Origin of the sequence: Streptomyces sp. NPDC012827 (assembly GCF_042900905.1) — a bacterium.
Classification (GTDB): Bacteria; Actinomycetota; Actinomycetes; order Streptomycetales; family Streptomycetaceae; genus Streptomyces; species Streptomyces gulbargensis.
On the sequence record NZ_JBIBBY010000005.1, the window covers coordinates 320,044 to 346,467 of the forward strand.

At 74.7% G+C, this 26,424-nt stretch carries 23 protein-coding genes and 1 pseudogene; 12 read left to right on the forward strand and 12 right to left on the reverse strand.

Features of this window, described 5'->3' with window-relative positions:
• Positions 1 to 220 precede the first annotated feature (220 nt).
• Positions 221 to 2,116: a lytic transglycosylase domain-containing protein gene (locus ACFY60_RS13755; protein WP_388611441.1), complete on the forward strand. Its 1,896-nt coding sequence runs from the start codon at positions 221 to 223 to the stop codon at positions 2,114 to 2,116.
• An 87-nt stretch (positions 2,117 to 2,203) separates the two neighbouring features.
• On the opposite strand, the gene hrpB is transcribed toward ACFY60_RS13755, so the two are convergent.
• Together hrpB and ACFY60_RS13765 are read right to left on the reverse strand one after the other, a co-directional pair.
• A complete protein-coding gene (gene hrpB, locus ACFY60_RS13760; protein ID WP_388611443.1) occupies positions 2,204 to 4,756 on the reverse strand; it encodes an ATP-dependent helicase HrpB in 2,553 nt (850 codons plus the stop codon).
• A gap of 85 nt (positions 4,757 to 4,841) precedes the next feature.
• A complete protein-coding gene (locus ACFY60_RS13765) occupies positions 4,842 to 5,687 on the reverse strand; it encodes a class I SAM-dependent methyltransferase (RefSeq protein WP_388611445.1) in 846 nt (281 codons plus the stop codon).
• 345 nt (positions 5,688 to 6,032) lie between these two features.
• On the opposite strand from ACFY60_RS13765, the gene rpsA reads away from it, so the two are divergent.
• A complete protein-coding gene (gene rpsA, locus ACFY60_RS13770; RefSeq protein ID WP_030205288.1) occupies positions 6,033 to 7,535 on the forward strand; it encodes a 30S ribosomal protein S1 in 1,503 nt (500 codons plus the stop codon).
• Positions 7,536 to 7,661: 126 nt separating this feature from the next.
• Here the strand turns inward: rpsA and ACFY60_RS13775 are convergent.
• Positions 7,662 to 8,610 (reverse strand): annotated as a pseudogene (locus ACFY60_RS13775) (right-handed parallel beta-helix repeat-containing protein).
• Between the two features lie 249 nt (positions 8,611 to 8,859).
• Between ACFY60_RS13775 and ACFY60_RS13780 the strand changes: the two are divergent.
• The 3 genes from ACFY60_RS13780 (at position 8,860) to ACFY60_RS13790 (ending at position 10,889) form a co-directional block, all read left to right on the forward strand.
• The gene (locus ACFY60_RS13780) at positions 8,860 to 9,798 is read left to right on the forward strand and encodes a PAC2 family protein (RefSeq protein WP_388611447.1); all 939 of its coding nucleotides are present in this window, start codon (positions 8,860 to 8,862) and stop codon (positions 9,796 to 9,798) included.
• A 31-nt stretch (positions 9,799 to 9,829) separates the two neighbouring features.
• Positions 9,830 to 10,438, forward strand: a complete 609-nt coding sequence (gene coaE, locus ACFY60_RS13785) for a dephospho-CoA kinase (RefSeq protein ID WP_388611449.1) — start codon at positions 9,830 to 9,832, stop codon at positions 10,436 to 10,438.
• Between the two features lie 82 nt (positions 10,439 to 10,520).
• Positions 10,521 to 10,889 (forward strand): tetratricopeptide repeat protein, encoded by a 369-nt coding sequence (locus ACFY60_RS13790; protein WP_388611451.1) that lies wholly within the window; start codon positions 10,521 to 10,523, stop codon positions 10,887 to 10,889.
• 19 nt (positions 10,890 to 10,908) lie between these two features.
• On the opposite strand, the gene ACFY60_RS13795 is transcribed toward ACFY60_RS13790, so the two are convergent.
• Together ACFY60_RS13795 and ACFY60_RS13800 are read right to left on the reverse strand one after the other, a co-directional pair.
• Complete coding sequence (locus ACFY60_RS13795; RefSeq protein WP_388611453.1) at positions 10,909 to 11,187, reverse strand: DUF6343 family protein; 279 nt, start codon at positions 11,185 to 11,187, stop codon at positions 10,909 to 10,911.
• Positions 11,188 to 11,297: 110 nt separating this feature from the next.
• The gene (locus ACFY60_RS13800) at positions 11,298 to 11,633 is read right to left on the reverse strand and encodes a hypothetical protein (protein ID WP_388611455.1); all 336 of its coding nucleotides are present in this window, start codon (positions 11,631 to 11,633) and stop codon (positions 11,298 to 11,300) included.
• A gap of 246 nt (positions 11,634 to 11,879) precedes the next feature.
• On the opposite strand from ACFY60_RS13800, the gene ACFY60_RS13805 reads away from it, so the two are divergent.
• The 3 genes from ACFY60_RS13805 to ACFY60_RS13815 all read left to right on the forward strand — a co-directional run bounded on the left by ACFY60_RS13805 (position 11,880) and on the right by ACFY60_RS13815 (position 16,982).
• Positions 11,880 to 14,738 carry an SNF2-related protein gene (locus ACFY60_RS13805; protein ID WP_388611457.1) on the forward strand — a complete coding sequence of 953 codons (2,859 nt, stop codon included), beginning with the start codon at positions 11,880 to 11,882 and terminating at the stop codon, positions 14,736 to 14,738.
• The gene (locus ACFY60_RS13810) at positions 14,735 to 16,030 is read left to right on the forward strand and encodes an SWIM zinc finger family protein (protein ID WP_388611459.1); all 1,296 of its coding nucleotides are present in this window, start codon (positions 14,735 to 14,737) and stop codon (positions 16,028 to 16,030) included. Before ACFY60_RS13805 ends, ACFY60_RS13810 begins: the two co-directional genes overlap by 4 nt.
• Positions 16,031 to 16,157: 127 nt before the next feature.
• Positions 16,158 to 16,982, forward strand: coding sequence for a chaplin (locus tag ACFY60_RS13815; RefSeq protein ID WP_388611461.1), 825 nt, complete (start codon positions 16,158 to 16,160; stop codon positions 16,980 to 16,982).
• Positions 16,983 to 17,030: 48 nt separating this feature from the next.
• Here the strand turns inward: ACFY60_RS13815 and ACFY60_RS13820 are convergent, their stop codons facing one another.
• The 3 genes from ACFY60_RS13820 to ACFY60_RS13830 all read right to left on the reverse strand — a co-directional run bounded on the left by ACFY60_RS13820 (position 17,031) and on the right by ACFY60_RS13830 (position 19,481).
• The gene (locus tag ACFY60_RS13820) at positions 17,031 to 17,720 is read right to left on the reverse strand and encodes a DUF2293 domain-containing protein (RefSeq protein ID WP_388611462.1); all 690 of its coding nucleotides are present in this window, start codon (positions 17,718 to 17,720) and stop codon (positions 17,031 to 17,033) included.
• 12 nt (positions 17,721 to 17,732) lie between these two features.
• Positions 17,733 to 18,149, reverse strand: coding sequence for a hypothetical protein (locus tag ACFY60_RS13825; protein WP_388611464.1), 417 nt, complete (start codon positions 18,147 to 18,149; stop codon positions 17,733 to 17,735).
• Between the two features lie 120 nt (positions 18,150 to 18,269).
• Positions 18,270 to 19,481, reverse strand: a complete 1,212-nt coding sequence (locus ACFY60_RS13830) for a pyridoxal phosphate-dependent aminotransferase (protein WP_388611465.1) — start codon at positions 19,479 to 19,481, stop codon at positions 18,270 to 18,272.
• Positions 19,482 to 19,573: 92 nt separating this feature from the next.
• Here ACFY60_RS13830 and ACFY60_RS13835 point away from each other — a divergent pair, with 92 nt between their 5' ends.
• Positions 19,574 to 20,218 carry a winged helix-turn-helix transcriptional regulator gene (locus ACFY60_RS13835; RefSeq protein WP_388611467.1) on the forward strand — a complete coding sequence of 215 codons (645 nt, stop codon included), beginning with the start codon at positions 19,574 to 19,576 and terminating at the stop codon, positions 20,216 to 20,218.
• A gap of 36 nt (positions 20,219 to 20,254) precedes the next feature.
• On the opposite strand, the gene ACFY60_RS13840 is transcribed toward ACFY60_RS13835, so the two are convergent.
• Complete coding sequence (locus ACFY60_RS13840) at positions 20,255 to 20,605, reverse strand: MerR family transcriptional regulator (RefSeq protein WP_388611469.1); 351 nt, start codon at positions 20,603 to 20,605, stop codon at positions 20,255 to 20,257.
• A gap of 60 nt (positions 20,606 to 20,665) precedes the next feature.
• Positions 20,666 to 21,418 (reverse strand): SDR family NAD(P)-dependent oxidoreductase, encoded by a 753-nt coding sequence (locus ACFY60_RS13845; RefSeq protein WP_388611470.1) that lies wholly within the window; start codon positions 21,416 to 21,418, stop codon positions 20,666 to 20,668.
• 99 nt (positions 21,419 to 21,517) lie between these two features.
• On the opposite strand from ACFY60_RS13845, the gene ACFY60_RS13850 reads away from it, so the two are divergent.
• The gene (locus ACFY60_RS13850) at positions 21,518 to 22,153 is read left to right on the forward strand and encodes a uridine kinase (protein ID WP_388611742.1); all 636 of its coding nucleotides are present in this window, start codon (positions 21,518 to 21,520) and stop codon (positions 22,151 to 22,153) included.
• Between the two features lie 91 nt (positions 22,154 to 22,244).
• Here the strand turns inward: ACFY60_RS13850 and ACFY60_RS13855 are convergent, their stop codons facing one another.
• Complete coding sequence (locus tag ACFY60_RS13855; RefSeq protein WP_388611472.1) at positions 22,245 to 23,186, reverse strand: carbohydrate kinase family protein; 942 nt, start codon at positions 23,184 to 23,186, stop codon at positions 22,245 to 22,247.
• Positions 23,183 to 24,097, reverse strand: a complete 915-nt coding sequence (locus tag ACFY60_RS13860; RefSeq protein ID WP_388611474.1) for a pseudouridine-5'-phosphate glycosidase — start codon at positions 24,095 to 24,097, stop codon at positions 23,183 to 23,185. Before ACFY60_RS13860 ends, ACFY60_RS13855 begins: the two co-directional genes overlap by 4 nt.
• Before the next feature lie 97 nt (positions 24,098 to 24,194).
• Here ACFY60_RS13860 and ACFY60_RS13865 point away from each other — a divergent pair, with 97 nt between their 5' ends.
• Both ACFY60_RS13865 and ACFY60_RS13870 read left to right on the forward strand, forming a co-directional pair.
• Positions 24,195 to 24,554 (forward strand): cupin domain-containing protein, encoded by a 360-nt coding sequence (locus tag ACFY60_RS13865; protein WP_388611476.1) that lies wholly within the window; start codon positions 24,195 to 24,197, stop codon positions 24,552 to 24,554.
• A gap of 364 nt (positions 24,555 to 24,918) precedes the next feature.
• A complete protein-coding gene (locus ACFY60_RS13870) occupies positions 24,919 to 26,274 on the forward strand; it encodes a discoidin domain-containing protein (protein ID WP_388611478.1) in 1,356 nt (451 codons plus the stop codon).
• Positions 26,275 to 26,424: the final 150 nt, after the last annotated feature.

Genomic DNA, 26,424 nt, shown 5'->3' on the forward strand with positions numbered 1-26,424 from the left:
GTTCCGGCCGGACGCTTCGGCCAGGAGCGCGGACGCCCGGTCCCCAAGAGGGCGGTGACGGCCCTTCCGGTTCCGCCGGCCCGGTGCCGGGCGGCCGAGAGGTGACGAAAGCGTGAAACCCGGGAGGGGTGTGGTACCCGCCGGTACGGAGTTGGCATAAAGTCGCCGGAGGTTTGCGCGCGGGGAGCGCGAAAGCGTCGACGGGGAGGGGACCACAGGGATGGCAGCGCAATTCGGCCGCCGGCTGAGGAGGAGCGCCACGAGCGGTGCGGTGGTCGCCGCGGCGGTCGCGGCACTCGCCGCGTCGCAGGCACCGGAACTGGCGCCGCCCGCCACGGACAACGCGGGCGGTGACCACGCGATCGGCGCCGGGGAGACCACCGCGCCGCCCGGTGAGGACTCGGCCACCGGCGACTCCGTCTACTTCACCGACCTGCCGCCGCTGAACACGCCCAACAAGCCGGGCGTCACCCCCAAGCTGCCGCCGGTCGTCACCGGCCCGGCCGAGGCCGGCATACCCGCCTCCGTCCTCTCCGCCTACAAGCGGGCCGAGCAGTCCATACGGGCGACCGATCCCGGCTGCAACCTGCCATGGCAACTGCTCGCCGGCATCGGCAAGGTCGAATCGGGCCAGGCCCGCGGCGGCCGCGTCGACCCCAACGGCACCACCTTCGCGCCGATCCTCGGGCCCGCCCTCAACGGTGTCGGATTCGCCGACATCAGCGACACCGACCGGGGCGCCTACGACGGCGACCGCGTCCACGACCGTGCCGTCGGTCCCATGCAGTTCATCCCGACCACCTGGGCCATCTGGGGCCAGGACGCCAACGGCGACGGGAAGAAGGACCCGAACAACATCTACGACGCCGCTCAGGCGGCCGGCCTCTACCTCTGCGCGAACGATCGGAACCTGGCGCTCAAGGCCGACCTCGACCGGGCCGTCCTCAGCTACAACCGCTCCACCGAGTACCTGAACACGGTCCTCTCCTGGTTCGAGTACTACAAGCGCGGCACGCACACCGTCCCGGACGGCACCGGCGTCCTGCCGATCGACCGCAGCGACGGCCGCGACCAGCGCCACCGCCCCTCGCCCAGCACGCCGTTCCTTCCCGCGCCGCTCCACCCGGCACCCGGCACCGGCAGCCCCCGGCCCGGCACCGGCACCCCGGTCACGCCGCCGAGGACCACACCGCCGACGACCGGGCCGACCACCCCGGCGAGGCCCACCACGCCCACCCGACCGACGCCGACGACCCCGGCCGAGCCGCCGACCAGCGACCCGGCCCGCCCGGCCGAGGTCGCGCGGGTCAAGGCCGTGGCGGGCGCGACCCTGACGGCCCGCACCGAGAGCGTCTTCGCCACCGCCCCCAAGGCCGTGGCGATCGACGCCGCCGGCCGCCCGGTCGCCGGAGTGAGCATCCGGTTCTCGATCACGGGGACCACCGACAGCCGCTTCGCGGGAGGCGGCACCACCGCCACCGTCACCACCGGCGCGTCCGGCGTGGCCGTCGCCCCCGCCCTCCGCGCGGGCGGGACGACCGGCACGTTCACCGTCCGCGCCACCGTCGTCGGCCGTGCCCTGCCCGCCGCCGAGTTCACCGCGACGGTCACCGTGCGGAAGGCGGACGCCCTCGTCCGCCTCGCGGGCGACCCCCTCACGGCCACGGCCGGCACCTCCTTCACCCAGCGGCTCCAGGTCAAGGCCACCGAGAAGGGCGCCCTCGCGCCCGGGGTCACCGTCACCGCCGTGATCACGGCCTCCGCGACCGGCACGGCGCAGAGCGCCGACGGCCCGTACTTCGCCAAGGACGCCGCCGGCAACCCGGTGCGCACCCGCGTCCTCAAGACGGACGCCAACGGGCTGCTCTCCCTCTCCGGGATCCTCGCGGGGGACAAGGCGGGCGAGTACGTCCTGCTGCTGACCGCTCCCGGCGGCGGCACGCAGCGGATCACCCTCACCGTGACCGCGCCCGCTCCGACGCCGACCCCCACGCCCACCCCGACCCCGACGCCCACGCCGACTCCGGCCCCGGAGGAGTCGGCGGCCTCCCCGGCACCCTCGGGAAGCACCGGCACCACCTCGCCGGCCACCTCCTCGCCGACCCCCACGCCCTGACCCGCCCGGGTCGGCCGCCCGCTCCGGCCGCGCCGCCCCTCGTCCCCCGGGACGGGGGGCGGTCCCGCGTGCGGCGACCTCTCCGTCTCACCCCTCCCGCCTCAGCCGCGCGTTCGTGTGCCGGGTCGGTTCCGCGGTCGAGGGGTCCTCGGGCCAGGGATGCTTCGGGTACCGTCCGCGCAGCTCCGAGCGCACCGAGCGGTAGCCCTCGTGCCAGAACGAGGCCAGGTCGGCGGTCACGGCGGCGGGGCGCCCGGCGGGGGAGAGGAGGTGCACGAGCACCGGGACCCCCGCCACTCGCGGGGTCCGCGCCAGGCCGAACATCTCCTGGAGCTTCACCGCGAGCACCGGCCGCCCGCCGGAGTAGTCCACGCGTATCCGCGAACCGCTCGGCACCTCGATGCGTTCCGGAGCCAGCTCGTCCAGCCGGCCGGCCTCGCCCGTCGCCCACGGCAGCAGCGTGCGCAGCGCCGCCCCCGCGTCGAGCCGTGCGAGATCGGCACGGCGCCGCGCCCGGGACAGCTCCGGCTCCAGCCACTCCCCGGCCCGCTCGATCAGCGCCTCGTCCGACACGTCCGGCCACGGCTCACCCACCGCGCCGCGCAGGAACGCCAGCCGCTCGCGCAGCTCCACCGCCTCCCGCGACCAGCGCAGCAACCCGAGCCCCTCACGGCGCAGCCCGTCGAGCAGCGCCTCCCGCACGAGCCCGGCGCCGGCGGTCCGCCCGAGCGGCCGGACCGTCAGCTCGACGGCGCCCAGCCGCTCCACCCCGCGCGCCACCACGTCCCCGTCCTCCCAGCGGACCTCCTCACCCTCGCTCCACAGATGTGCCGCGGCCCGGCGGGCCGTCCCCTCGTCCAGCACGGCCGCCAGCCGCACCCGTGCCGTCGCGTCCCGCACCGTCCGGTCCGCGACCGCCACCGCCAGCCAGGGCGCCGCGCCCAGCCGGGAGCCCTCCGGGAGCCGGGCCCCGCTCCCCGACACCATCAGGAAGCCGTCCTGCTCACGGCGCCGGGCCACCCGCTCCGGAAAGGCCAGCGCGGTCACCAGGCCCGCCACCGCGTCCTCGCCCGCCCCCGCGGACTCCACGGCTGCCGCGCCGCCGCCCGCCTCGCCCGCCGACCGCTCCAGGCGCCGGACCTCCGCCCGCCACCGCGCCCCGTACCCGTCGCCGGCCCTCCGGGCCTCCCGCCAGGCCGCCGCCAGGTCGTCCCCGTACTCCCGGGGCGGCTCCTCGCTCAGCAGCGCCACCACCTCCGCCGCACGCCGGAGGCCCACCTCGGGAGCCGCGTCCATGAGGGCGCGGGCCAGCCGGGGAGGCAGTCCGAGCCGGGCCATCCGGACACCGCGCCCGGTCGCCCGGCCCTCGGCGTCCACCGCGCCGATCGCCGTCAGCACCGCCCGCGCCGCCGCCATCGCCCCGGGCGGGGGCGCGTCGAGCAGCGCGAGGCCGGCCGCCGAGGGATCGCCCCAGCACGCCACCTGCAGCGCGAAGCCCGTCAGATCGGCGACCGCGATCTCCGGGGAGGGGTGGCGGACCTGCCGGGCGTCGTCGATCGCCGACCAGCACCGGTACACCGAGCCGGGCGCCTCACGCCCCGCGCGGCCCGTCCGCTGGGTCGCCACCGCGACCGACACGGGCACCGTCGCCAGCGAGCCCAGCCCCCGCGCGTGGTCCGTCCTCGGCTCGCGCACCAGGCCGGAGTCCACGACGATCCGTACCCCCGGCACGGTCAGGCTGGACTCGGCCACCGAGGTCGACAGGATCACCCGCCGCCTGCCGCCCGGCTCCGGCCCGCGCAGCACCGCGTCCTGCACCGCCGCCGGTGCCCGCCCGTGCAGCTGGAGCACGTCGGCGTCCACGTCGGCGAGCAGCCCCGCCGTCCGCGCGATCTCCCCCGTGCCGGGCAGGAAGCACAGCAGGTCCCCCTCGCCCCGCCCCAGTGCGAGCCGGACCGTCGCGGCCACGTGCCGCAGAAAGGCGGGGTCCACCCACGTCCCGTGCGGGGGCCGGATGCCGGCGGGCGGGGGGACGAAGGAGATGACGGAGGCGTGCCTCTGGCCCCGGGCCCGCACCACGGGCGCCGGTCCGCCGCTCCCGTCCTGCACCGTGAGGAGATGCGCCCACGCCTCCGCGTCGCTCGTCGCCGAGGCCGCGATCAGCCCGAGCTCCGGGCGCAGCGTCGCCCGCACGTCGACCAGGAACGCCATCGCCGTGTCCGCGTCCAGATGGCGCTCGTGGCACTCGTCGAGGAGCACCACGTCCACCCCCGCCAGCTCCGGGTCCCGCTGGAGCCGCTGGAGGAGCACGCCCGTGGTCACCACCTCCACCCGGGTCGCCGGCCCGGCCCGCCGCTCCCCGCGCACCGAGAACCCGACGGCCTCCCCGACCTCCTGGCCCAGCAGCCACGCCATGCGCCGCGCCGCCGCCCGCACCGCCATCCGGCGCGGCTCGGCCACCAGCACCCGCCGCCGCGGCCCGTCCCCTATGAGTCCCGCGAGCGCGAGGGGCACCAGGGTCGTCTTGCCGGTGCCCGGAGGCGCGTGCAGCACCGCCGTGCCGCGCTCCTCGAGCGCGGTCAGCAGCTCGGGCACGGCATGACGGACGGGGAGCAGGTCGAGTGCGTCGTTTCGGATCACGCACTCAGTCTCGTACGGGAACGCGGAAGGGCGGAGCCCGCTGTCCACAGGCCCCGCCCTCGATCCGATCATCCGACTTTCTCGGTCACTCCTCGTCGAGCCGCTCGCAGACGAAGATCGCCGTGCCCGGGATCAGATTCCCGCGCAGCGGCGACCAGCCGCCCCACTCGTGACCGTTCCAGGACGGCCACTCCGGCTCCACCAGGTCCACCAGCCGGAACCCGCCGGCCACCACGTCGCGCACCCGGTCCCCGAGGGTCCGGTGGTGCTCCACGTACACCGCCCGGCCCTCCTCGTCCTGCTCCACGTACGGCGTCCGGTCGAAGTACGAGGCCGACACCGACAGGCCCTCCGGCCCCGGCTCGTCGGGGAACGCCCAGCGGATCGGATGCGTCACCGAGAACACCCAGCGCCCGCCCGGCCGCAGCACCCGCCGCACCTCGCGGAAGACCCGGACCGGATCGGCGACGAACGGCACCGCGCCGTACGCCGAGCACGCCAGGTCGAAGGAACCGTCCCGGAAGGGCAGCGCCCCGGCGTCCGCCTCCACCAGCGGCACGTCCCCGCCGATCCGCAGGGCGTGCTGGAGCTGCCGGTGCGAGAGGTCCAGCGCCACCGGCCGGGCGCCCCGCGCCGCCAGCCAGCGCGAGCACTGCGCGGCGCCCGCGCCGATCTCCAGGACGTCGCGCCCCTTCAGCGAGGCGGCAGGACCGAGCAGCTGCGCCTCCGCCTCGTCGAGCCCCTCGGGGCCCCAGACGAAGCGGTCGTCACCGAGGAAGGCGCCGTGCTCGCTCTGGTACTCGTCGGCGTTCCGGTCCCACCAGCCCCGGCTCGCGCGGCTGCTCTCCGCCTCCCCGGCGTCACGCCGGGTCGCCTCGGCCGCGTCCTCGGCCGTGCCGTGCGGGTCTTCCTGCTCGTACTCTTGGTTCATCTCGCCCGTCGATGTAGTTTGCGCTCAGTACCGCCGTACGGCGGACCCGCCGACGCCGTGCGGGCGGACGAAAGTGGCCCCGGGATGCGGCGTTCTGCCCCGGCTGCGCGCTTCGCACATTGACCCTGTCCGGCCGCCCCCGTATGCTAAAGGTTGCGCTGCGGGCCTGCGCGCCTCAGACGGAGCAGGCCGCGCTCGCATCTGTTGTATGTCCCCTCGGTTTTCGAGGCGCTTCCGGTTCCCGGAGACGCGCTTCTTTGGCTGTCCGGCTTCTGCAGCTGCGATACGGGCTCTCGGCGTAGCAGTACCTACGACTTCAATGTCCGTACCGGAGCCCTTTCCCACATGACGAGCAGCACCGAGACCACCGCCACCACCCCGCAGGTTGCGGTCAACGACATCGGTAACGAGGAAGCCTTCCTCGCCGCGATCGACGAGACGATCAAGTACTTCAACGACGGCGACATCGTCGACGGCGTCATCGTGAAGGTCGACCGGGACGAGGTCCTGCTCGACATCGGTTACAAGACCGAAGGTGTCATCCCGAGCCGCGAGCTCTCGATCAAGCACGACGTCGACCCGAACGAGGTCGTCAAGGTCGGCGACGAGATCGAGGCCCTGGTTCTCCAGAAGGAGGACAAGGAAGGCCGCCTGATCCTCTCGAAGAAGCGCGCCCAGTACGAGCGTGCCTGGGGCACCATCGAGAAGATCAAGGAAGAGGACGGCATCGTCACCGGTACCGTCATCGAGGTCGTCAAGGGTGGTCTCATCCTCGACATCGGCCTCCGCGGCTTCCTCCCGGCCTCCCTGGTCGAGATGCGCCGTGTCCGCGACCTCCAGCCCTACGTGGGCAAGGAGCTCGAGGCGAAGATCATCGAGCTGGACAAGAACCGCAACAACGTGGTCCTGTCCCGCCGCGCCTGGCTGGAGCAGACCCAGTCCGAGGTCCGCCAGACCTTCCTGACGACCCTCCAGAAGGGTCAGGTCCGTTCCGGCGTCGTGTCCTCGATCGTCAACTTCGGTGCCTTCGTGGACCTGGGTGGCGTCGACGGTCTGGTCCACGTCTCCGAGCTGTCCTGGAAGCACATCGACCACCCGTCCGAGGTTGTCGAGGTCGGCCAGGAGGTCACCGTCGAGGTTCTCGACGTGGACATGGACCGCGAGCGTGTCTCCCTGTCGCTGAAGGCGACGCAGGAGGACCCGTGGCAGCAGTTCGCCCGCACGCACCAGATCGGCCAGGTCGTTCCCGGCAAGGTCACCAAGCTGGTTCCCTTCGGTGCGTTCGTCCGCGTGGACGAGGGCATCGAGGGTCTGGTCCACATCTCCGAGCTGGCCGAGCGCCACGTGGAGATCCCGGAGCAGGTCGTCCAGGTCAACGACGAGATCTTCGTCAAGGTCATCGACATCGACCTCGAGCGCCGTCGCATCAGCCTCTCGCTGAAGCAGGCCAACGAGTCCTTCGGTGCCGACCCGGCCTCGGTCGAGTTCGACCCGACCCTGTACGGCATGGCCGCGTCCTACGACGACCAGGGCAACTACATCTACCCCGAGGGCTTCGACCCCGAGACCAACGACTGGCTCGAGGGCTACGAGGCTCAGCGCGAAGCCTGGGAGACCCAGTACGCCGAGGCGCAGGCTCGCTTCGAGCAGCACCAGGCTCAGGTCATCAAGTCCCGCGAGGCCGACGAGGCCGCCGCTGCCGAGGGTGGCGCCGCCGCTCCGGCCGGTGCCCCGGCGGGCGTGTCGGGTGGCTCCTACTCCTCGGAGTCGGACGACAACTCCGGCGCCCTGGCGTCGGACGAGGCTCTCGCCGCCCTGCGCGAGAAGCTGGCCGGCGGCCAGAGCTGAACAGGCTCACCGCTGAGCAGCGCTAGCAGCTAGCGCACCGAGGCCCGTTCCCCTCCGGGGGAGCGGGCCTCGGTCGTTCTCATGGCGGGGTCTCGTGCTCAGGGGTACGCGACCCCGGACCGGTTCTCAGGGCGTGACGGCGATGTTCGTCAGCCCGTACCCGCCGGTCACCGTGTTGGAGGCGTACACCGTCGTCCGGCAGCCGCCGCTCTGATGGGTCACGTGGATCGCCAGCCGCTTCGGGCCGGTGGCGCCCGTCAGGTCCGCGTGGTTGTCGCGGAAGACGGTCCCGCATCCCCAGCCGCTCTGCTGGCTGTGCGTCTCGAAGCCGTTGTTGGTCGTGTTCACCCCGCGGTTGCCCTCGACCAGCACGTTGTTGCCCTTCACGTCGACCCACGAGTCGTCGTAATGGACACCGGTCAGCCCGCGCCCGTCGAAGGTGTTGCCGATGATCCGGGCCCCGGTCGTCCCCTCCTTGATGTCGACGCTCTCGCCGCCGACGTCCGGCCCGATCAACGTTGTCGATGATCAGGGCGTTGTCGCTGCGGTCGGTGAGCGTGTTGGCACTGCCGACGTACACCCCCTCGCCCATGCCGCGCCCGTCGTTCCCGGTGTCGTAAATGCGCGAGTTCTTCAGGACCGCGTTCCGGCTGGAGTTGCGGAAGTGCACCCCCTCCATGTCCAGGCCGTGCACGGTGACCCCGTCGATCACCACCCCGTCCGCCGCGTCGGTCATGATTCCCTTCTGGCCACCGGTGACCGTGATCCCGGCGACCGTCCAGTACGAGGCGCCGTCGAGATGCAGCCCGTAGCCGCCGCCGGCGGTGAGCACCGCCCGGGAGGAGCCGGTGAGGACGATCCGTGCCGAGGCGGTGCCGGGCGTCGTGGCCTTGAAATTCCCCGTGTACGTGCCGTCCGCGAGGCGGATCGTGGTGCCGGGGCGCGCGTTGGTGAGCGCCGTTCTGAGCTGGGCGGCGGTCGAGACGTCGACGGTCGCCGCGGCGGCGGGGGAGGGGAGGAGCGGGACGGCGAGGAGGGCCGGGAGCAGGGAGAGGAGCAGCGTTCTCGTGCGCATGGGCTGCCTTCCGGAAGGGGGCTGGTTCGAGTATGTGCACAGAGGTCGAGATGCTGAACGGTGCTGTCCCGAGACGGTAGGGAGGGGCCTTCCGGCTGTCAAGGTCTGGACCAGTCGCGGAGGTGGGAGCCCGCCGAAGGGCGGCGCCGCCGGTACCGGAGGCCATCGGTCCGGTGGAAGATCGCTCCGACGGGAATCACCGCGCCGCGCCCCGCGTTCCCCAGAAGGACACGAGGAGGAGCGGTAATCGTGCTTGATCCCCAGGATTTGTACGTATGGGACCCGAAGGGCCTGGCCGTGGTGGACGTGGCCCTGGCTCAGGAATCGGCCGGGCTGGTCATGCTCTACCACTTCGACGGCTACATCGACGCCGGCGAGACCGGTGAGCAGATCATCGGCCGCATGCTCGACACCCTTCCGCACCAGCTGGTGGCGCGCTTCGACCACGACCGGCTCGTGGACTACCGTGCCCGCCGGCCCCTGCTGACCTTCCGGCGCGACCGATGGACCGCGTACGAGACGCCGTCCATCGAGGTCCGCCTCGTCCAGGACGCCACCGGCGCCCCCTTCCTCGTCCTCTCCGGCCCCGAGCCGGACGTCGAGTGGGAGCGGTTCGCCGCCGCCGTCCGCCAGATCGTGGAGCGCCTCGGCGTCCGCCTCTCCGTCAACTTCCACGGCATCCCCATGGGCGTGCCGCACACCCGCCCCGTCGGCCTGACGCCGCACGGCAGCCGCACCGACCTCATGCCGGGGTACCGCAGCCCCTTCGACGAGGCACAGGTGCCCGGCAGCGCCGAGGCCCTGCTCGAGTACCGGCTCATGGAGGCCGGCCACGACACGCTGGGCGTCGCCGCCCACGTCCCGCACTACGTGGCCCGTTCGCCGTACCCGGACGCCGCCCTGACCGTCCTGGAGGCGGTCACGGCCGCCACCGGCCTGGTGCTGCCCGGCGTCGCCCACGCCCTCCGCTCGGAGGCCCGCCGCACCCAGACCGAGATCGACCGCCAGATCCGTGAGGGCGACGAGGAACTCGTCTCGCTCGTCCAGGGACTCGAGCACCAGTACGACGCCGTCGCCGGCGCCGAGACCCGCGGCAGCCTGGTCGCGGAGCCCGTCGACCTGCCGTCCGCCGACGAACTGGGCCGCGAGTTCGAGCGCTTCCTCGCCGAGCGGGAGGGCGACGTGTAGTGCCCCGGCACCACCCCCTAAGCTGCCGCTCATGCTGAAGGTGGGCCTGACCGGCGGGATCGGCGCCGGCAAGAGTGAGGTGTCCCGGCTGCTCGTCTCGTACGGGGCCGTGCTGATCGACGCGGACCGGATCGCCCGCGAGGTCGTCGAGCCCGGCACGCCGGGCCTCGCGGCCGTCGTGGACGCCTTCGGGGAGGGGATCCTGACCGAGGACGGGACGCTCGACCGGCCCGGGCTCGGATCCCTCGTGTTCGCCGACGCCGAGCGCCTCGCGACCCTGAACGCGATCGTCCACCCGCTGGTCCGGGACCGGTCGGCCGAGCTGGAGGCCGCGGCCGCAGCCGGGGACGTCGTCGTGCACGACGTACCCCTCCTGACCGAGAACGGGCTCGCGCCCCTCTTCGACCTGGTCGTCGTGGTCGACGCCTCCCCCGAGACCCAGCTCGACCGGCTCGTACGGCTCCGGGGCATGGCCGAACAGGACGCCAGGGCCCGGATGGCCGCCCAGGCCACGCGGGAGCAGCGGCGCGCGATCGCGGACCTCGTGATCGACAACGACGGCCCCCTCGACGCCCTCGAACCCCAGGTGCGCGACGTCTGGGACGAGCTGAGGCGCCGGGCCGCCGAGGCCGTCCGGTAGGACGGGCCGGGCTCCGCCGCGGGCCCGGAATGCGGCCGGGACGTCCGGTGTTCAAGCATCCGATCGAGGGAAGGATGCCATCGTGGCCGACAGGAACCCGGAAACGCACGTCATCGACTTCCGCGCCGCCGAGCAGCTGCTCGCCGCGCGGGACCCGCGCGGAGCCGTGAAGCTGCTCGACTCGGTGATCGCCGCCCACCCCGAGAACACCGCCGCGCGCCTCCTGCGGGCCCGGGCCTTCTTCGCCGCCGCCCAGCTGCGGCCCGCCCAGTTGGAGTTCGAGCTGGTCCTGGAGCGGGAGCCGGACAACGCCTTCGCCCACTTCGCCCTCGCCCGCACCCTGGAGCGCTCCGGGCAGCCCGCTCAGGCCACCCGGCACTTCCGCCTCGCCGCCGCGCTCGACCCGAAGCCCGAATACCTGCAGGCCGCCGGGTTCGGCCCGCAGGAGTGACGGGCGGGAGCGGCCCGCTTCAGCGGCGCCGCCCGTCCGGCCCGCCGTGGTCCGGCTCGTAGGGCGGGACGTCCCGGCCCGGCTGCCAGTGCGGGCCCTGCCGCAGATGGCGCAGCACCAGGACGAGGTCCACCGTGACGACCACGCACAGGACCCCGCACGCGGCGGCCCAGCCAGGGCGCCCCACCAGCGCGAACACGACCGTTCCGAGGACGGCCCACACCAGACCCCAGGCGCTCAGCCAGAACCGCAGGCGCAGGGCGCTGCGCGCGGTCACCGGCTCACTTCCGGTACGCATGACGGCCGGCTCTCCCGTCGGTTCCCCCGCGGACACCTCCAGGATCCCTCCGCGCGGACGGGGAGGAAACCGGCCGGGCCCCCGGCGGGAGCGGCCCCCGGCGCGCGGGGTCAGTGGACCACGCTGTAGCTGTGCCAGGGCCGCGAGCCCGGAGTGATCGAGTTGCCGCTGTTGCTGGGGAGGTACGTGGACTCCCGCCCCCGGCAGTCCCGTGCCTGGTAGAGGATGATGTCGACCAGCGTCTCGTTGTCGACGTCCGTCGCCCCCGCCGGCGCCAGCCGGTGGCAGCCCTTCACCGAGGGGCTCGTCACCATGACCTTCGCCCCGTTCCCGGTCTCGTACGTGAGGGTGCCCACGGCGCTGCGGCCGAGGCCGGAGCAGCCCGCGACCGCGAAGGTGAGCAGGACGGCCCCGGTGGTGGTCGTGAGACGCCGGCGAACGGACATGGCGGTTCCTCTTCTGTCGGGCGACGGTCCCGGCGGCCGGCGCGCGCGGCGGGCGCACGCGACCCCTGGTGCCGCCACCCTGCCGCCCGCCCGCGCTCCCGGCATCCGCTGCTGGGCCGCCCGGGCGAAGCGGCGGACGAGCCCGTTGTCGGACCCCACCCGTAAGGTCGTGACCGAGGCGTACGACCGACGCCGCCACCGGGCCGTACGCACCCGGCACCGAGGAGCGGGAAGGAGGGACCCGGCATGACCCACACGTGGACGACCGCCGCCGCCGTGTTCCTGCCCGCCGCCCTCCCGCGCGAGGGCCGCGTCGCGTACTGGGCCCCGGACGGCGCCGCCCTGCCCGACCTCTCCGGCGTCCCCGGGGCGGAGGCCGCCGAGCTGACCGTGGTCCGGCGGCACGGCGCGGGAGCCCGCGCCGTGACCGTCCCCTCCGTGACCCTGCCCGTCGACACCGCCCTGCCCCTCCTCACCGCTGCCCGCCACCACCCGGCCGCCCACCCCGCCACCGCCTGCTGGGGCGCCGCCGCGCTGCACGCCCTGCACGTCGCGGCCCGGGGCCGTACGCTGCCCGGTCTCACCGCCGACGACCTGGACGCCTGGCGGGCCGGCCCCCTGGACGCCGACGACATCGCCCACCTGCGGGCCGTGGCCGCCGCCATGCCGTACGAGGCGCACCCCGTGCCCGTCCCCGGCCGGGGTCCGCTGCGGCTGCCCGAGCCGGAGGCGCTCGTCCGCGCCTTCCTCGACGCCGTCGCCGACACCCTGCCCCGCACCCCCGCCGCCGCCCACGCGGTCGGCGCCCCCTTCGCCGCACGGGAACCCCAGCACCTTCCCCGCGCGCGTGCCTGGGCGGCCGAGGCGGCGGCCGGCATGGACGCGGGCGTACGCGTCTCGCTCCGCCTCGACCTGTCCGGGTACGAACTCTTCGACATCGCCGACGGGACACCGGCCGAGGACGGCGCCGACGGCGGGGAGCGCCAGGCCGCCGCGGCCCTCCTCCAGGTGCACAGCCTCGCCGACCCGACCCTCGTCATCGACGCCGCCGGTCTCTGGGCGGGGGAGGGCGAGCACTTCGGACCGCGCGCCCGCATCGACGCCCTCCTCGCGCTGCGCCGGGCCGCCCGGGTCTGGCCGCCGCTCGCCCGGCTCCTGGAGCGGGACGTGCCCGACGTCCTCGCCCTCACCGAGGACGAGCTGTACGAGCTCCTCGGCCCGGCCGCCGCCCGGCTCGCCGACGCCGGGGTCGCCGTCCACTGGCCGCGGGAACTCGCCCGCTCCCTCAGCGCCTCCGCCGTCGTCCGCCCCGCCCGCCAGGCCCCCGGCTCCGCGACCGACGGCACCTCCTTCTTCGACAGCGAGGAACTGCTCCGCTTCAACTGGCAGCTCGCCCTCGACGGCGATCCGCTGACCGAGCGCGAGATGGACCTCCTCGCCGAGGCCCACCGGCCCGTCGTCCGGCTCCGTGACCAGTGGGTGGTCGTCGACCCCGCCCTCGTCCGCAAGGCCCGCAAGCGGGAGCTGGGCCTCCTGGAGCCGGTGGACGCCCTCGCCGTGGCCCTCACCGGCACGGCGGAGGTGGACGGCGAGACCGTCCCCGCCGTCCCCGTCGGCGCGCTCGCCACCCTCCGCGACCGGCTCGTCGCCGGCCCCGAGGCCGTGCAGGCCCCGCCCGGCCTGACGGCCACCCTGCGGGACTACCAGCTCCGCGGACTCGCCTGGCTCGACCTCATGACCTCGCTCGGTCTCGGCGGCTGCCTCGCCGACGACATGGGCCTCGGCAAGACGGTCACCCTCATCGCGCTCCATCTGCGCCGCGCCCACCCCGCGCCCACCCTGGTCGTCTGTCCGGCCTCCCTCCTCGGCAACTGGCAGCGGGAGGTCCGCAAGTTCGCGCCCGGCGTGCCCGTCCGCCGCTTCCACGGCGCGGAGCGCAGCCTCGACGGAGCCGACGGCGGATTCGTCCTCACCACCTACGGCACCATGCGCACCAGCGCCGCCGAACTGGCCGCGCAGCGCTGGGGGATGGTCGTCGCCGACGAGGCCCAGCACGTCAAGAACCCGTTCTCCGCCACCGCCCGGGCCCTGCGCACCATCCCCGCCCCCGCCCGGGTCGCCCTCACCGGCACCCCCGTGGAGAACAACCTCTCCGAACTCTGGGCGATCCTCGACTGGACCACCCCCGGCCTCCTCGGCCCGCTCAAGGCCTTCCGCTCCCGTCACGCCCGCGCCGTGGAGAACAGCGAGGAGATCGACAACGACGAGGCGGTGCGGCGGCTCGCCCGGCTCGTGCGGCCCTTCCTGCTGCGCCGCCGCAAGTCCGACCCCGGCATCGTCCCCGAACTGCCGCCGAAGACGGAGTCGGACCACCCCGTGCCCCTCACCCGTGAACAGGCCAGTCTCTACGAGGCCGTCGTCCGCGAGACGATGACGCTCATCGGGGAGGCCGAGGGCATGGCCCGCCGCGGGCTGATCATGAAACTGCTGACCTCCCTCAAGCAGATCTGCAACCACCCGGCCCAGTACCTCAAGGAGGAGGCGCCGCGCGGCGCCGGCACCGCCCGGCTGGCCGGCCGCTCCGGCAAGCTGGCACTCCTCGACGAGCTCCTCGACACGATCCTCGCCGAGAACGGGTCCGTGCTCGTCTTCACCCAGTACGTGACGATGGCCCGACTCCTCGCCGACCACCTGGCCGCCCGGGGGGTCCCCGCCCAACTGCTGCACGGCGGCACACCGGTGGCCGAGCGCGAGCGGATGGTCGACCGCTTCCAGTCCGGCGAGGTACCCGTCTTCCTGCTCTCCCTCAAGGCGGCCGGCACCGGCCTCAACCTCACGCGGGCCGGTCACGTCGTGCACTACGACCGCTGGTGGAACCCGGCCGTCGAGGAGCAGGCCACCGACCGGGCCTACCGGATCGGCCAGACCCAGCCCGTCCAGGTCCACCGGCTGGTCGCCGAGGGCACGGTGGAGGACCGCATCGCCGAGATGCTCCGCGCCAAGCGGGCCCTGGCCGACGCCGTCCTCGGCTCCGGGGAGGCCGCTCTCACCGAACTCACCGACCGGGAACTCGCGGACCTGGTGTCCCTGAGGAGGCCCTCGTGAACCGCACCGGAGGCCGAGGCCCCGGACGGGCCGGTGCCGCGCGCGAGGCGGCCGCCCGCCACGACGACCGGCGCCGCTCGTTCCCGCAGCTCGCGCCCCGGACCGGGGACGACGGCCGGTTCGCCGCCACCTGGTGGGGCAACGCCTGGGTGGAGGCCCTGGAGAACACCGCCCTGGACACGGCCCGCCTGGCCCGGGGCAAGGCCTACGCCGGGCGCGGCCACGTCGACGCGATCACCGTCACCCCCGGCCGGGTCGTCGCCTACGTCCACGGCAGCCGGCCCCGCCCGTACCGGACCGAGATCCGGATGCGCACCCTCGGCGACGACGGCTGGGAACGCTTCCTCGACGAGGTCACCGCCCGCCCCGAACACATCGCCGCGCTCCTCGACAAGGACGTGCCGCACGCCCTGGAGGCCGTCACCGGACTCCTGCCCGCCCCCGGCGACCTGGTCCCGGACTGCTCCTGCCCGGACGACGGCTACCCCTGCAAGCACGCCGCCGCCCTCTGCTACCAGGCCGCCCGGCTGCTCGACGAGGACCCGTTCGTCCTCTTCCTCATGCGGGGACGCGGGGAGCGGGAACTCCTCGCCGAGTTCACCCGGCGCAACGCGGCCCTGTCCGCCGCGGAGGCCTCCTCCGCGGCGCCGCCCCTGCCCACCGTGCCCGCGCGCGAGGCCCTCGACGCCGCGGCCGGAACCGGACTCCCGCCGCTGCCCCCGCCGCTGCCGGTCCCCGACCGGCCCGGCCGCCCCGCCGTCTTCCCGCCGGACCCCGCGGCTCCCGACCCGCTCGCCCTCGACCTCCTCGCCACCGAGGCCGCGGCCCGCGCCCACACCTTCCTCCTCACCGGCACCGACCCGGTCGCCGCGCTGACGCCCTGGCAGGACGCCGTACGGCTGGCCGCCGCGCACCCTGGTTCCGGGCTCACCGCCTCGACCCGCGCGCTCTACCGCGACCTCGCCCACGCCCTCGGCCGCACCTCCACGGACCTCGCGCGCGCCGTCGCCGCCTGGCGGCAGGGCGGCGCCGAGGGCCTCGCCGTCCTGGAGGAGCCCTGGGACCCGCCGGCCGGACCCTTCGACCGGGCCAGACCCGCCCTGCTCGCCGCCGACTTCCCCGCCTTCCGCCCCTGGCGCAACCGGCTGAGCACCGACGCCCTCCAGCTCCGTCTCGGCCGTGACGGTCTCTGGTACGGGTACGAGTCGGACCCCGGCCGCGACGACTGGTGGCCGCGCGGCGCCCCCGACGCCGACCCGGTCGGAGCCCTCACGGACCTTCTCGGCGGGTGACGGACAGGTGAACCCAACCCCACTCGTTGGAGTGAATCACGCCAACGAGAGGATCCGGCGCACGTGTTCGGTGCGTTTATTCCGGTACGGGCACTCGCCCGTGTACACCTCCGGAAGGCAGGAAGCCATGAGGCAGATTCGCCGAAGTGGTCTGGCCACACTGATGGTCACGGGTGGGGCGCTCGCTCTCTCGGCGGGCGTCTCCCACGCCGACTCCGGCGCACAGGGCGCCGCGGTCGGCTCGCCGGGAGTGGCGTCCGGCAACACGGTGCAGGCGCCGGTGCACGTACCGGTCAACGTCTGCGGCAACACGGTGAACGTCGTCGGACTGCTCAACCCGGCCTTCGGCAACAGCTGTGCGAACCACTCCGCCGAGCCCGCGGGCTACGGCGAGGACAGCGGCGGCCGCGCGCACAAGGACCTGCCCGGCACCCCGCGCGGCGGGGAGCAGGGCGGCTCCCACGGTGGCGGTTCCCACGGCGGCGGATCCTCCAACGGCGGTGGGGCCACCGCCGAGGGCACGGCCCAGGGTTCGCCCGGTGTGCTCTCCGGGAACGTCGTCCAGGCCCCCGTCCACGTCCCGGTCAACGTCAGCGGCAACTCCGTCAACGTGATCGGCATCGGCAACCCGGCCTTCGGCAACACCTCGGTCAACGGCCCGGTGACGCCGCCGAAGCCGGAGCTGCCCGAGCAGCCGGTCGAGAACCCGACGCCGCGTCCCCAGACCCCCGCCCCCGTGCGGAACGTGCCGGTGCCGCAGGACGACGAGGCCCCGCGCCCCGCGCCCGCGCCCGCGCCGCAGGGCGAGGCGAGCGGCCCCGCGCTGGCCGCCACCGGCGCCGACGCCCTCGGCTACGTGCTCCCGGCGAGCGCCGCGCTGCTCCTCGGCGGCGCCCTGCTGTACCGCCGCGCCCGCCGCGCCGGCGACACCGAGACGGCCGGCCGGGCCTGACCGTCCGGGACGCCCGCCCCGGCCGCGGGTCCGTCGGCTCACCAGCCGTCAGCCCCGGTCGCGGCCGTGGCCGTCCTCCCCGCCGTACCGCCAGGCCCGGAGCACCGCCTCGATGGCGGGTGCCACCCTCGTCCGGGCCTGGTGACGGGGCACGCCCCGCATGAGTAGCGTGTCGTAGGGGGTGTCGACGTGCCGTACGGACGCCCGCACCGCGGCCGTGACGGCGCCCGGGTCCAGGGCCCGGCCCGCCGCCGTGCGTCCCACCCGGCCGCTGCCCTTCACCGAGGCGTGCACCGCGACCTCCCGCGCCCGCTCCGCCGGGATCGACGGGAACAGCCGCAGGATCTCCGCCTCCAGGGCCGCCGTGATCCCGGCGTCGCGGACCGCGCGCCGCTCCGCGTCCCGGGCCCGCCGCCTGGCCCGCGCCTCCGCGTCCGCCAGGCAGGCCGCCTCGGCCCGGGCGAGCGCCTCCTCCTCGACGAGCAGCCCCTGCCGCTCGTACCGCGTACGGCGCCGGTTGTGCCGGACGACCACCGCCCACAGGGCGCTGTTCTCCCGGGCGCGCCGGGTGAGGGCCGTGTCACCGCGCGGCAGGAAGACCAGGTGCCCCAGGTCCGCGCAGTCCAGGCACACCGGTGCGTTGAACTCCAGGATCATCCGCGGCAGAGGTCCTTGCCGGCACTCGGAGCAGCGGCGTCCGCGCAGCGGCTCGACGACGACGGGAGCGACCAGGTCCACGGCCGGTCTCCCTCAGCGCACGCCGGGGGCGGCGGCCGTGACGAACCGGGCCAGTGCCTGCTGCGCCCGGTCCGAGCGGCGGGCGCGCTCCTGCGCGTCAGCCGCCTCGTGCATGCAGTGGGTCTCCTTGAAGGCGGCCTCCGCGAGACGCCGGACATCGGGGTCTTCGCAGACCAGCTGCACCCGGAACAGGGCCTGCCGGGCCGCGGTCCGCTGCCGGTAGGAGGCGAAGCGGGACTCCTCGGCCTCCTCGGAGCCCGGCTCCTCCGCCGCCCGGAACCAACGGTCGTTCTGGCTGTGCCGGTAGTCGACCAGCGCGCCCGCGAACGCGCTGAAGGTGGCGATCCGCTCCTGCCGGAGCTGCTCGCTCCGGGCGAGCGCGGCCGTGCGCTCGGTGGCCCGCCCCTGGAACCAGTGCGTCGCGATCACACCCAGAAGTGTTCCCGCCACGGCTGTCAGTGCCGCGTCCATGACCGGTCGTCCCTCCCGCGCCGACACGGATCCGTAGATCCCCCCACCCTCCGATCATGACAGCCGGAGGGCCGGGCGTCACTGCCGGTAGCCGTTGAGGAAGCGCCCGATGCGGCTGATCGCGGCGTCGAGGACGTCGGCGTGCGGCAGGGTCAGAATGCGGAAGTGGTCCGGGCTCGGCCAGTTGAATCCCGTCCCCTGCACGACCTGGATCTTCTCGCGCAGCAGCAGGTCGAGCACGAACTTCTCGTCGTCGTGGATCCGGTGCACGGCCGGGTCGAGGCGCGGGAAGGCGTACAGGGCGCCCTTCGGCTTCACGCAGGAGACGCCGGGGATCTCGTTGAGCTTCTCCCAGGCCCGGTCGCGCTGTTCGCGCAGCCGGCCGCCCGGGGCGGTCAGCTCGTCGATCGACTGCCGGCCGCCGAGCGCGGCCTGGATGGCGTACTGGGCGGGGGCGTTGGCGCAGAGCCGCATGGAGGCCAGCATGGTGAGGCCCTCCAGGTAGTTCCTCGCGTGCTGCTTCGGGCCGCTGACGACGAGCCAGCCGGAGCGGAAGCCGGCCACCCGGTAGGTCTTGGACAGACCGCCGAAGGTCAGGACGACGAGGTCGGGAGCGAGGGAGGCGGCCGGGTGGTGGACGGCGTCGTCGTAGACGATCCGGTCGTAGATCTCGTCGGCGAACACCATCAGCCCGTGGCGGCGGGCCAGGTCGAGGATGCCCTCCACGACCTCCTTCGGATAGACCGCGCCCGTGGGGTTGTTGGGGTTGATGACGACCACGGCCCGGGTCCGGTCGGTGATCTTCGACGCCATGTCCTCGAGGTCCGGGTACCAGTCGGAGGACTCGTCGCACAGGTAGTGCACGGCCTTGCCGCCGGAGAGCGTGGTGACCGCCGTCCAGAGCGGGAAGTCCGGGGCCGGGATCAGGACCTCGTCGCCGTCCTCCACCAGGGCCTGGACGGCCATGGAGACGAGTTCGGAGACGCCGTTGCCGAGGAAGACGTCGTCCACGTCGACCCCGGGCACGCCCATCTCCTGGTAGCGCTGGGCGACGGCCCGGCGGGCGGAGAGGATGCCGCGCGAGTCCGTGTAGCCGTGGGCCCGGGGGAGCATCCGGATCATGTCCTGGACGATCTCCTCCGGGGCCTCGAAGCCGAAGAGGGCCGGATTGCCGGTGTTGAGGCGCAGGACGCTGTGGCCCGCCTCCTCCAGCGCGTTGGCGTGCTCGATGACCGGGCCGCGGATCTCGTAGCAGACCTCGTTCAGCTTGCTCGACTGCCGGAACTCCATGTCCGCACTCCCCAGGTCCCCGGAAACTGTTGGTGCTTGGTTTTACCAAGTTCGAGCTTGGAAAGTCCAACAACATGTCTAGACTGCGGGACATGCCACGTCAGCCACGCCGCCGCAGCTACGACCAGCACTGTGCCGCCGCCCACGCCCTCGACCTGGTCGGCGACCGCTGGACCCTGCTCGTCGTCCGTGAACTCCTCGCCGGACCGCGCCGCTACACCGACCTGCACGCCGATCTCCCCGGCGTCAGCACCGACATGCTCGCCGGCCGCCTCAAGGACATGGAGGCCACCGGACTCGTCACCCGCCGCCGTCTGCCGCCCCCCGCCTCGGCCTCGGTGTACGAACTCACCCCGCGCGGACGGGACCTTCTCCCCGTCCTGCGCGCCCTGGCCGACTGGGGCGCGCAGGACCTCGCCGAACCGCGCCCGACCGACGCCGTCCGGGCCCACTGGTTCGCCGTCCCGCTCCTCGGACCGCTCGCGGAACTGGGCCCCGGACTCGTGCAGGTGACCCTGGACGAAGGCGAGTTCCACGTACGGATCGGGGCCGACGGCAGCCTCGCGTACGGGGACGGGGCGGCCGGCGACCCCGACGTACGACTCCGTACGGACGCGGCGACCTGCCGGGCGCTCGCGGCGGGGCGGCTCACGCCGGCCGAGGCCCTGGACAGCGGCCGGGCCGAACTGCGCCGGAGCGGGTCCGCCGCCGAACCGGCCACGTCGGACGTGCGCTGAGCGGGACCCCCAGGAAGTGGACGGCGGGGGCCGCGGTCAGGTCCGGACGGCGGCCAGGGCGGCGGCGAGACGGTCCCGGGCCGCCGTCTGCGCCGCGATCCGCGCGTCCAGGACGGCCAGCCGTTGACGGGCGATCCGCAGGCCCCCCTCGGACGGCGGGGCCGAGGCGAGGTCCCCGTCGAGGCACTCGCGGAAGGCGGCGACGTCCTCCAGGGTGAGCCCGGCGTCCAGCAGATGGCGGATGTTGGCCACCCGGCCCACCGCCGACTCCTCGTACACCCGGTAGCCGTTGGCCGCCCGGGCGGAGACGAGGAGACCCGCCTGCTCGTAGTGGCGCAGGGCCCGCGCCGAGACACCCGTCCTGCGGGCCAGTTCACCGATGCGCACGCGCACCACCTCCCGCGTTGTTCTACCACCGGGCGGACACGCGGGCGGTGGGGCCATGACTCAGGTCACCAGGGCGCCGCCGTCGACGGGCAGGACGGTCCCGGTCAGATAGGCGGCCTCGGGCGCGGCGAGCGCGGTGATCGCCCACGCGACCTCCTCCGGCCGGCCGAGCCGCCGCAGCGGCGTATGGGCGAGCTGCCACTCCCGTACCGCCCGGAGGCGTTCCGGTGACAGCCCCATGTGCTCCCCGATCGGTGTCTCGATCGCACCGGGGGCGACCGCCACCACCCGGACGCCGTCGGGCGCGAGGTCCAGCGCCCAGCAACGGGTGAGGGTCTCCAGGGCGCTCTTGGTCGCCGGGTAGACGGAGCTGCCCGGCCAGCCGCGCTGCCCGATCGCCGTCGTCACGTTGACGACCACGCCGCGCGACTCCCGGAGCGCCGGGACGGCCGCCTGGGTGAGCAGGACCGGGGCGAGGAGGTTCGTCTCCAGGAGCGGCGCCAGGGTGGTCCGGTCGAGGGTGCCGAGCGGGCCGCCGGCCGCGATCCCGGCGTTGTTCACGAGGACGTCGAGGCGGCCGTGACCGGTGAGCGCGGTGCGGACGATCTCCTCCGGCGAGCCTTCCGCCGTCACGTCGAGAGGCAGCGGGTGGATGCGGGGATGGCCGTCGGCCGTCTCGCGCAACGGTTCCGGCCTGCGCCCCACGGCGACGACGGCCGCTCCCTGCCCGGCGAAGGCGCGCGCGGTGGCCCGGCCGATGCCGGTACCCGCGCCGGTGACGACGACGACCCTGGTGGGTGAGGTGGTGTTCATGGACCCGGTGGTCGAACCCTGACGCCAGTGGCAAGGTCAAACGCGGTCGCGCGCGGGGCGGTGGCGGACGGCGGGAGAGGAGCGGGCAGGATGAGCGGAATGCGATACGAGCCGATCACCTGGGGCCGGCTGGCGGGCCGGCTCGGCGCCCACCTCGACCGGGCGACCCCCCGCGACGGAAGCGACTGGCTGAAGGTCGGGCTCGACGGACCGCCGGCCGCGCCCGGAGGCGAACTGGCCGCGAACCTCGCCGAACAGCTGAGGGCACGCGGCCGGGCCGTCCACGTCGTCGCGACCGACGGCTTCCTGCGGCCCGCCTCCCTCCGGTACGAGCACGGCAAGCAGGACCCCGACGCGTACTACGGCGAATGGGTCGACACCGGGGCCCTCTGGCGGGAGGTCTTCACGCCCCTGGAGCCGGGCGGCACCGGACGGGTGCTGCCCGACCTCTGGGACCCGGCGCGGGACCGCGCCACCCGCAGCCCGTACGTGACGCTGCCGCCCGGCGGGGTGCTGATCGTGCACGGGCCGTTCCTCCTCGGGCACTGGTTCCCCTTCGACCTCACCGTCCACCTGCGCCTCTCGCCCGCCGCACTCGCCCGGCGCACCGAGGAGGCCTGGACCCTGCCGGCCTTCGCCCGGTACGCCGCCGAGGTCGACCCGGCCGGCACCGCCGACGTCGTCGTGCGCGCCGACGACCCGCGCCACCCGGCGTGGACGGGGATCGACCGGTAGGGGTGCCGTGCTTCCGTGGCCGGAGTGGTGCCGGAGCCGTGCCGTGCTGCCGGGGGCGCGGCACGGGAGCCGTACCGCGCCGTGCCATCGCTCACGCCGTGCCGTCGACCCTGCCCTCGCCCTCCGCCACGTCCTCCGGCCGGCCGCCCACCCGGGTGACCGCCTCCGCGCCCGCGCGGCAGCCCGCTTCCGCCGCTTCGGCGGGGGTCGCGCCCGCGAGGCGGGCGGCCAGGAAGGCGCCGGTGAACGCGTCGCCGGCGCCGGTCGAGTCGACCAGTCGGTCCGGGCCGACCGGGGGCGCCGGGACGCGGGCCGTGACCGCGCCGCCCTCGGCGATCAGCGCTCCGCCCGCGCCGAGGGTGACGACCACCAGGGGAAAGCGCCGGCTGAGCGTGGCCGCCGCCGTGGCGGGCGAGGAGCGGCCGGCGAGCAGGCGGGCCTCGCCGGCATTGGGCAGCAGGGTCTCCGCGCCCGCGGCCCTGGCCAGGAACCGGTCCGGGCCGAGCCCGGCGAGGAAGCCCGCCGACGCCGGGTCCACGCTCACCGGCACCCCCGCCGACCGGGCGTCCCGCAGCGCCCGCCGGGCCACCTCCCGGCTCGGGGCGGCGAAGAACAGGTAGCCGGAGAGGTGGAGCCGGGCGACCCCTTCCAGGAGCCCCGCCGACCAGTCGCCGGGGGAGAGGCGCAGGGCGGCTCCGCTGTCGGTCAGGAACGTGCGCTCCGCCGAGGTGTCCACCAGGGCGATCACGGTCGCCGTCGCCGCCTCCGGGTCGCGTACGAGGACCGGCCGCACGCCCGCGCGCCGCAGGGCCCGCTCGTGCCAGTCGGCCGCGTCCGTACCGACCCGGCCGAGCAGCCGCACCTCGGCCGCCGAACGGGCTGCCCAGCAGGCGGCGTTGGCGCCGGCCCCGCCCGGCAGGGTGCGGATCTCCGCCGCCGTGTCCGTGGCGGGTGCCAGCGGGGTCCGGTGCCGGGCGACGACGTCCGTGACCACGTCCCCGACGACCAGGAGCGCACCGCCCGAGGCGCTCACCGCCCGCCCGCGGCGTACGCCTCCGCGATGCGCGCCGCGAGCCGGACGTTGCCCCGCACCGCCGCCAGGTTGGCCTCCAGGGACGCGCCGTCCGTGTGGGTCGTCAGGTACTCCAGGAGGAAGGGCGTCACCGCCTGGCCCGTGACGCCCTTCTCCCTCAGCTCGGCGAGCCCCCGCGCGAGCACCCGGTCGTGCAGTGCCGGGTCCAGCTGTTCCGCCTCCGGCACCGGGTTGGCCACCACGAGCGCCGACCAGGGGGCGCCGAGGCCGTCCCGCGCCCGCATGACCTCCGCCACCTCCCCGGGGCTGCGCAGCGTCCAGTCGACCGGTTCGCCGGAGGAGGCCAGGTAGAAGCCGGGGAAGGTGTCCGTGCCGTACCCGACGACCGTCACGCCCAGGGTCTCCAGCCGCTGGAGCGTCGCCGGCACGTCGAGGATCGACTTCACGCCCGCGCACACCACGGTGATCCCGACCCGGGCGAGCAGCCGCAGGTCGGCGGACTCGTCCTGGGTCTCGCGCCACTCGCGGTGGACCCCGCCGAGTCCTCCGGTGGCGAAGACGCGTATGCCGGCCGCGTCCGCCAGGAGGGCCGTCGCCGAGACCGTCGTCGCGCCGGTCGCACCCGTCGCGAGGGCGGGGCCCAGGTCCCGGTGCCCCAGCTTCCGCACCGCCGGATCCTCCGCGATCCGGGTCAGCTCGGCCCGGTCCAGGCCGACCCGGGCCGTGCCGTCGACGACGGCCACCGTCGCGGGGACGGCGCCCCCGGCCCGTACCGCCTCCTCCAGTTCCACGGCCACGGCCAGGTTGCGCGGGCGCGGCAGACCGTGGGCGATGATCGTCGATTCCAGCGCGACGACGGGACGGCCCTCGTGGAGCGCCTCCCGTACCTCTTCGGACACCTGTGTGGGCATGCTCCATCCCTGGCGCGGGCGCGCGTCCGGCAAACCTCGGTGGCGCACACCGGACACCCTCCCGGCCCGTCCGCCCCGGCCGCTACAGTCACCGCCCATGACGACCACTCATGACCTGCCGTCCTTCGCCGTGCACATTCCGGACGCCGTACTCGAACCCGAGCCGCTCGATCCCGCGCAGATCGTCTCCGGGGCCCCGGAGGTCTCGGGGAAGGTGCTGTGGGAGTCGGCCGACGGCACGCAGGTGCGCGGCATCTGGCAGATCACGCCCGGGGTCGTCACGGACACGGAGGCCGACGAGTTGTTCGTGGTGGTCAGCGGGCGGGCGACGGTCGAGGTCGAGGGCGGGCGGACCCTGGAGATCGGCCCGGGCGACGCCTGCGTGCTGCGCGAGGGCGACCGGACCACCTGGACGGTGCACGAGACGCTCCGCAAGGCGTACCACATCAGTCTCTGACCCGCCGTGCGCGACGGGCCGGTGACAGCCCTTCACCTTCCCGTCGCCCCTTCCGTCCCACCCGTCCCGCGTGCAACTCCGGTCGGGCGGAGGCCTGTCCAAGGTCTGGAAGGAAACCTTCCTGTCCGATAGCATCCCCGGCGGCGGCTCGGCGCGGCGGCCCCTCCCCGGGACGTGACGCGCTCAGCGAGAGCTCTGACCCGGCCGCCGTGCACGGCTCGCCGTGGGGTGCCCCGCGCGCCTCACGGGCCGGACGCCGCGCCCCACGGGCCCGCCCGGGGGCCGGCGTCCGCGCCCCCGCGCGCCCGGCCGTGCTCCGCACCGGTGTCCAGCTCTCGCCACCCTCAGGCCAGGGAGTCCGGGTATGCGCCCGTCCGTCTCAGCCCCCCTCCGTCCCCGCCCCACCCTCCTCACGACCGTCCGTCCGCCGTTCCTCCTCGCCGCCCTCCTGGCACTCGTCGGCGGTCTCCTCCTCGCCCAGCCCGGCCGGGCGGGAGCCGCCGCCGACCCGCTGATCTCCCAGGGACGGCCCGCCACCTCCTCCTCGATCGAGGACGCCACCTTCGGCCCCGAGAAGGCCGTCGACGGCGTCGCCACCACCCGCTGGGCCAGCGCCGAGGGCTCCGACCCGCAGTGGATCACCGTCGACCTCGGCCCCTCCGCCACCGTCTCCCGGGTCCGCCTCGTGTGGGAGGTCGCGTACGCCCGGACCTACCGCGTCGAGATCTCCGCCGACAACGTCGCCTGGACCACCCTCGCCACCGAGAGCGCGGGCAACGGCGGCACCGACGACTGGACCGGCCTCACCGGGCAGGGGCGCTACCTGCGCGTGTACGGCACCTCGCGCGGCACCCCGTACGGCTACTCCCTGTACGAACTGGAGGTGTACGGCACCGGCGGCGGCACGCCCCCGCCCACCGGCGCCTTCACCGTCGTCGCCGCCGGGGACATCGCGGACCGGTGCACCGCGTCCAGCAGTTCCTGCGCCCACCCCAAGACGGCCGCGCTGGCGCAGCGCCTCGCGCCCGCCTTCCACGTGACGATGGGCGACAACCAGTACGACGACGCGATGCTCTCCGACTTCCGCGCCTACTACGACAAGACCTGGGGCGCCTTCAAGGCCAAGACCCGGCCCGTCCCCGGCAACCACGAGACCTACGACCCGGCCGGACCCCTCGCCGGCTACAAGTCCTACTTCGGCGCGATCGCCTACCCGCAGGGCAAGCCGTACTACAGCTACGACCACGGCAACTGGCACTTCGTCGCCCTCGACTCCAACTCCTTCGACGACCCCGCCCAGATCCAGTGGCTCAAGGACGACCTCGCCCGCACCACCAAGGGCTGCGTCGCCGCCTACTTCCACCACCCGCTCTACTCCTCCGGCGGCCACGGCAACGACCCCGTCTCCCGGCCGGTCTGGAGGATCCTCTACGACGCCAAGGCCGACCTGGTCCTCAACGGGCACGACCACCACTACGAGCGCTTCGCCCCGCAGGACCCCGACGGCCGGGCCACCGCCGACGGCATCGTCGAGATCGTCGGCGGCATGGGCGGCGCCTCCCCGTACCCGATCGAGACCGTCCAGCCCCACAGCCAGAAGCGGATCAGCGGCCCCTACGGCGTGCTGAAGCTGGACCTCACCGACACCACCTACACCTGGCAGTTCGTCGGAGTGGACAACCAGGTCAAGGACTCCGCCCCGACCTACCGCTGCCACTGATGTACCTCGCGACCACCGGTCGCCCGGACGTGGGGGGGGGGCCCCCCCGCGGGGCGGGGGCCCCCCCCCCCCCCCCCCACCCCCCCCCGCCCCCCCCCCCCCCCCACCCCCCCCCCCGGGGGGGGGGCCCCCCCCCCCCCCCCCCGCCCG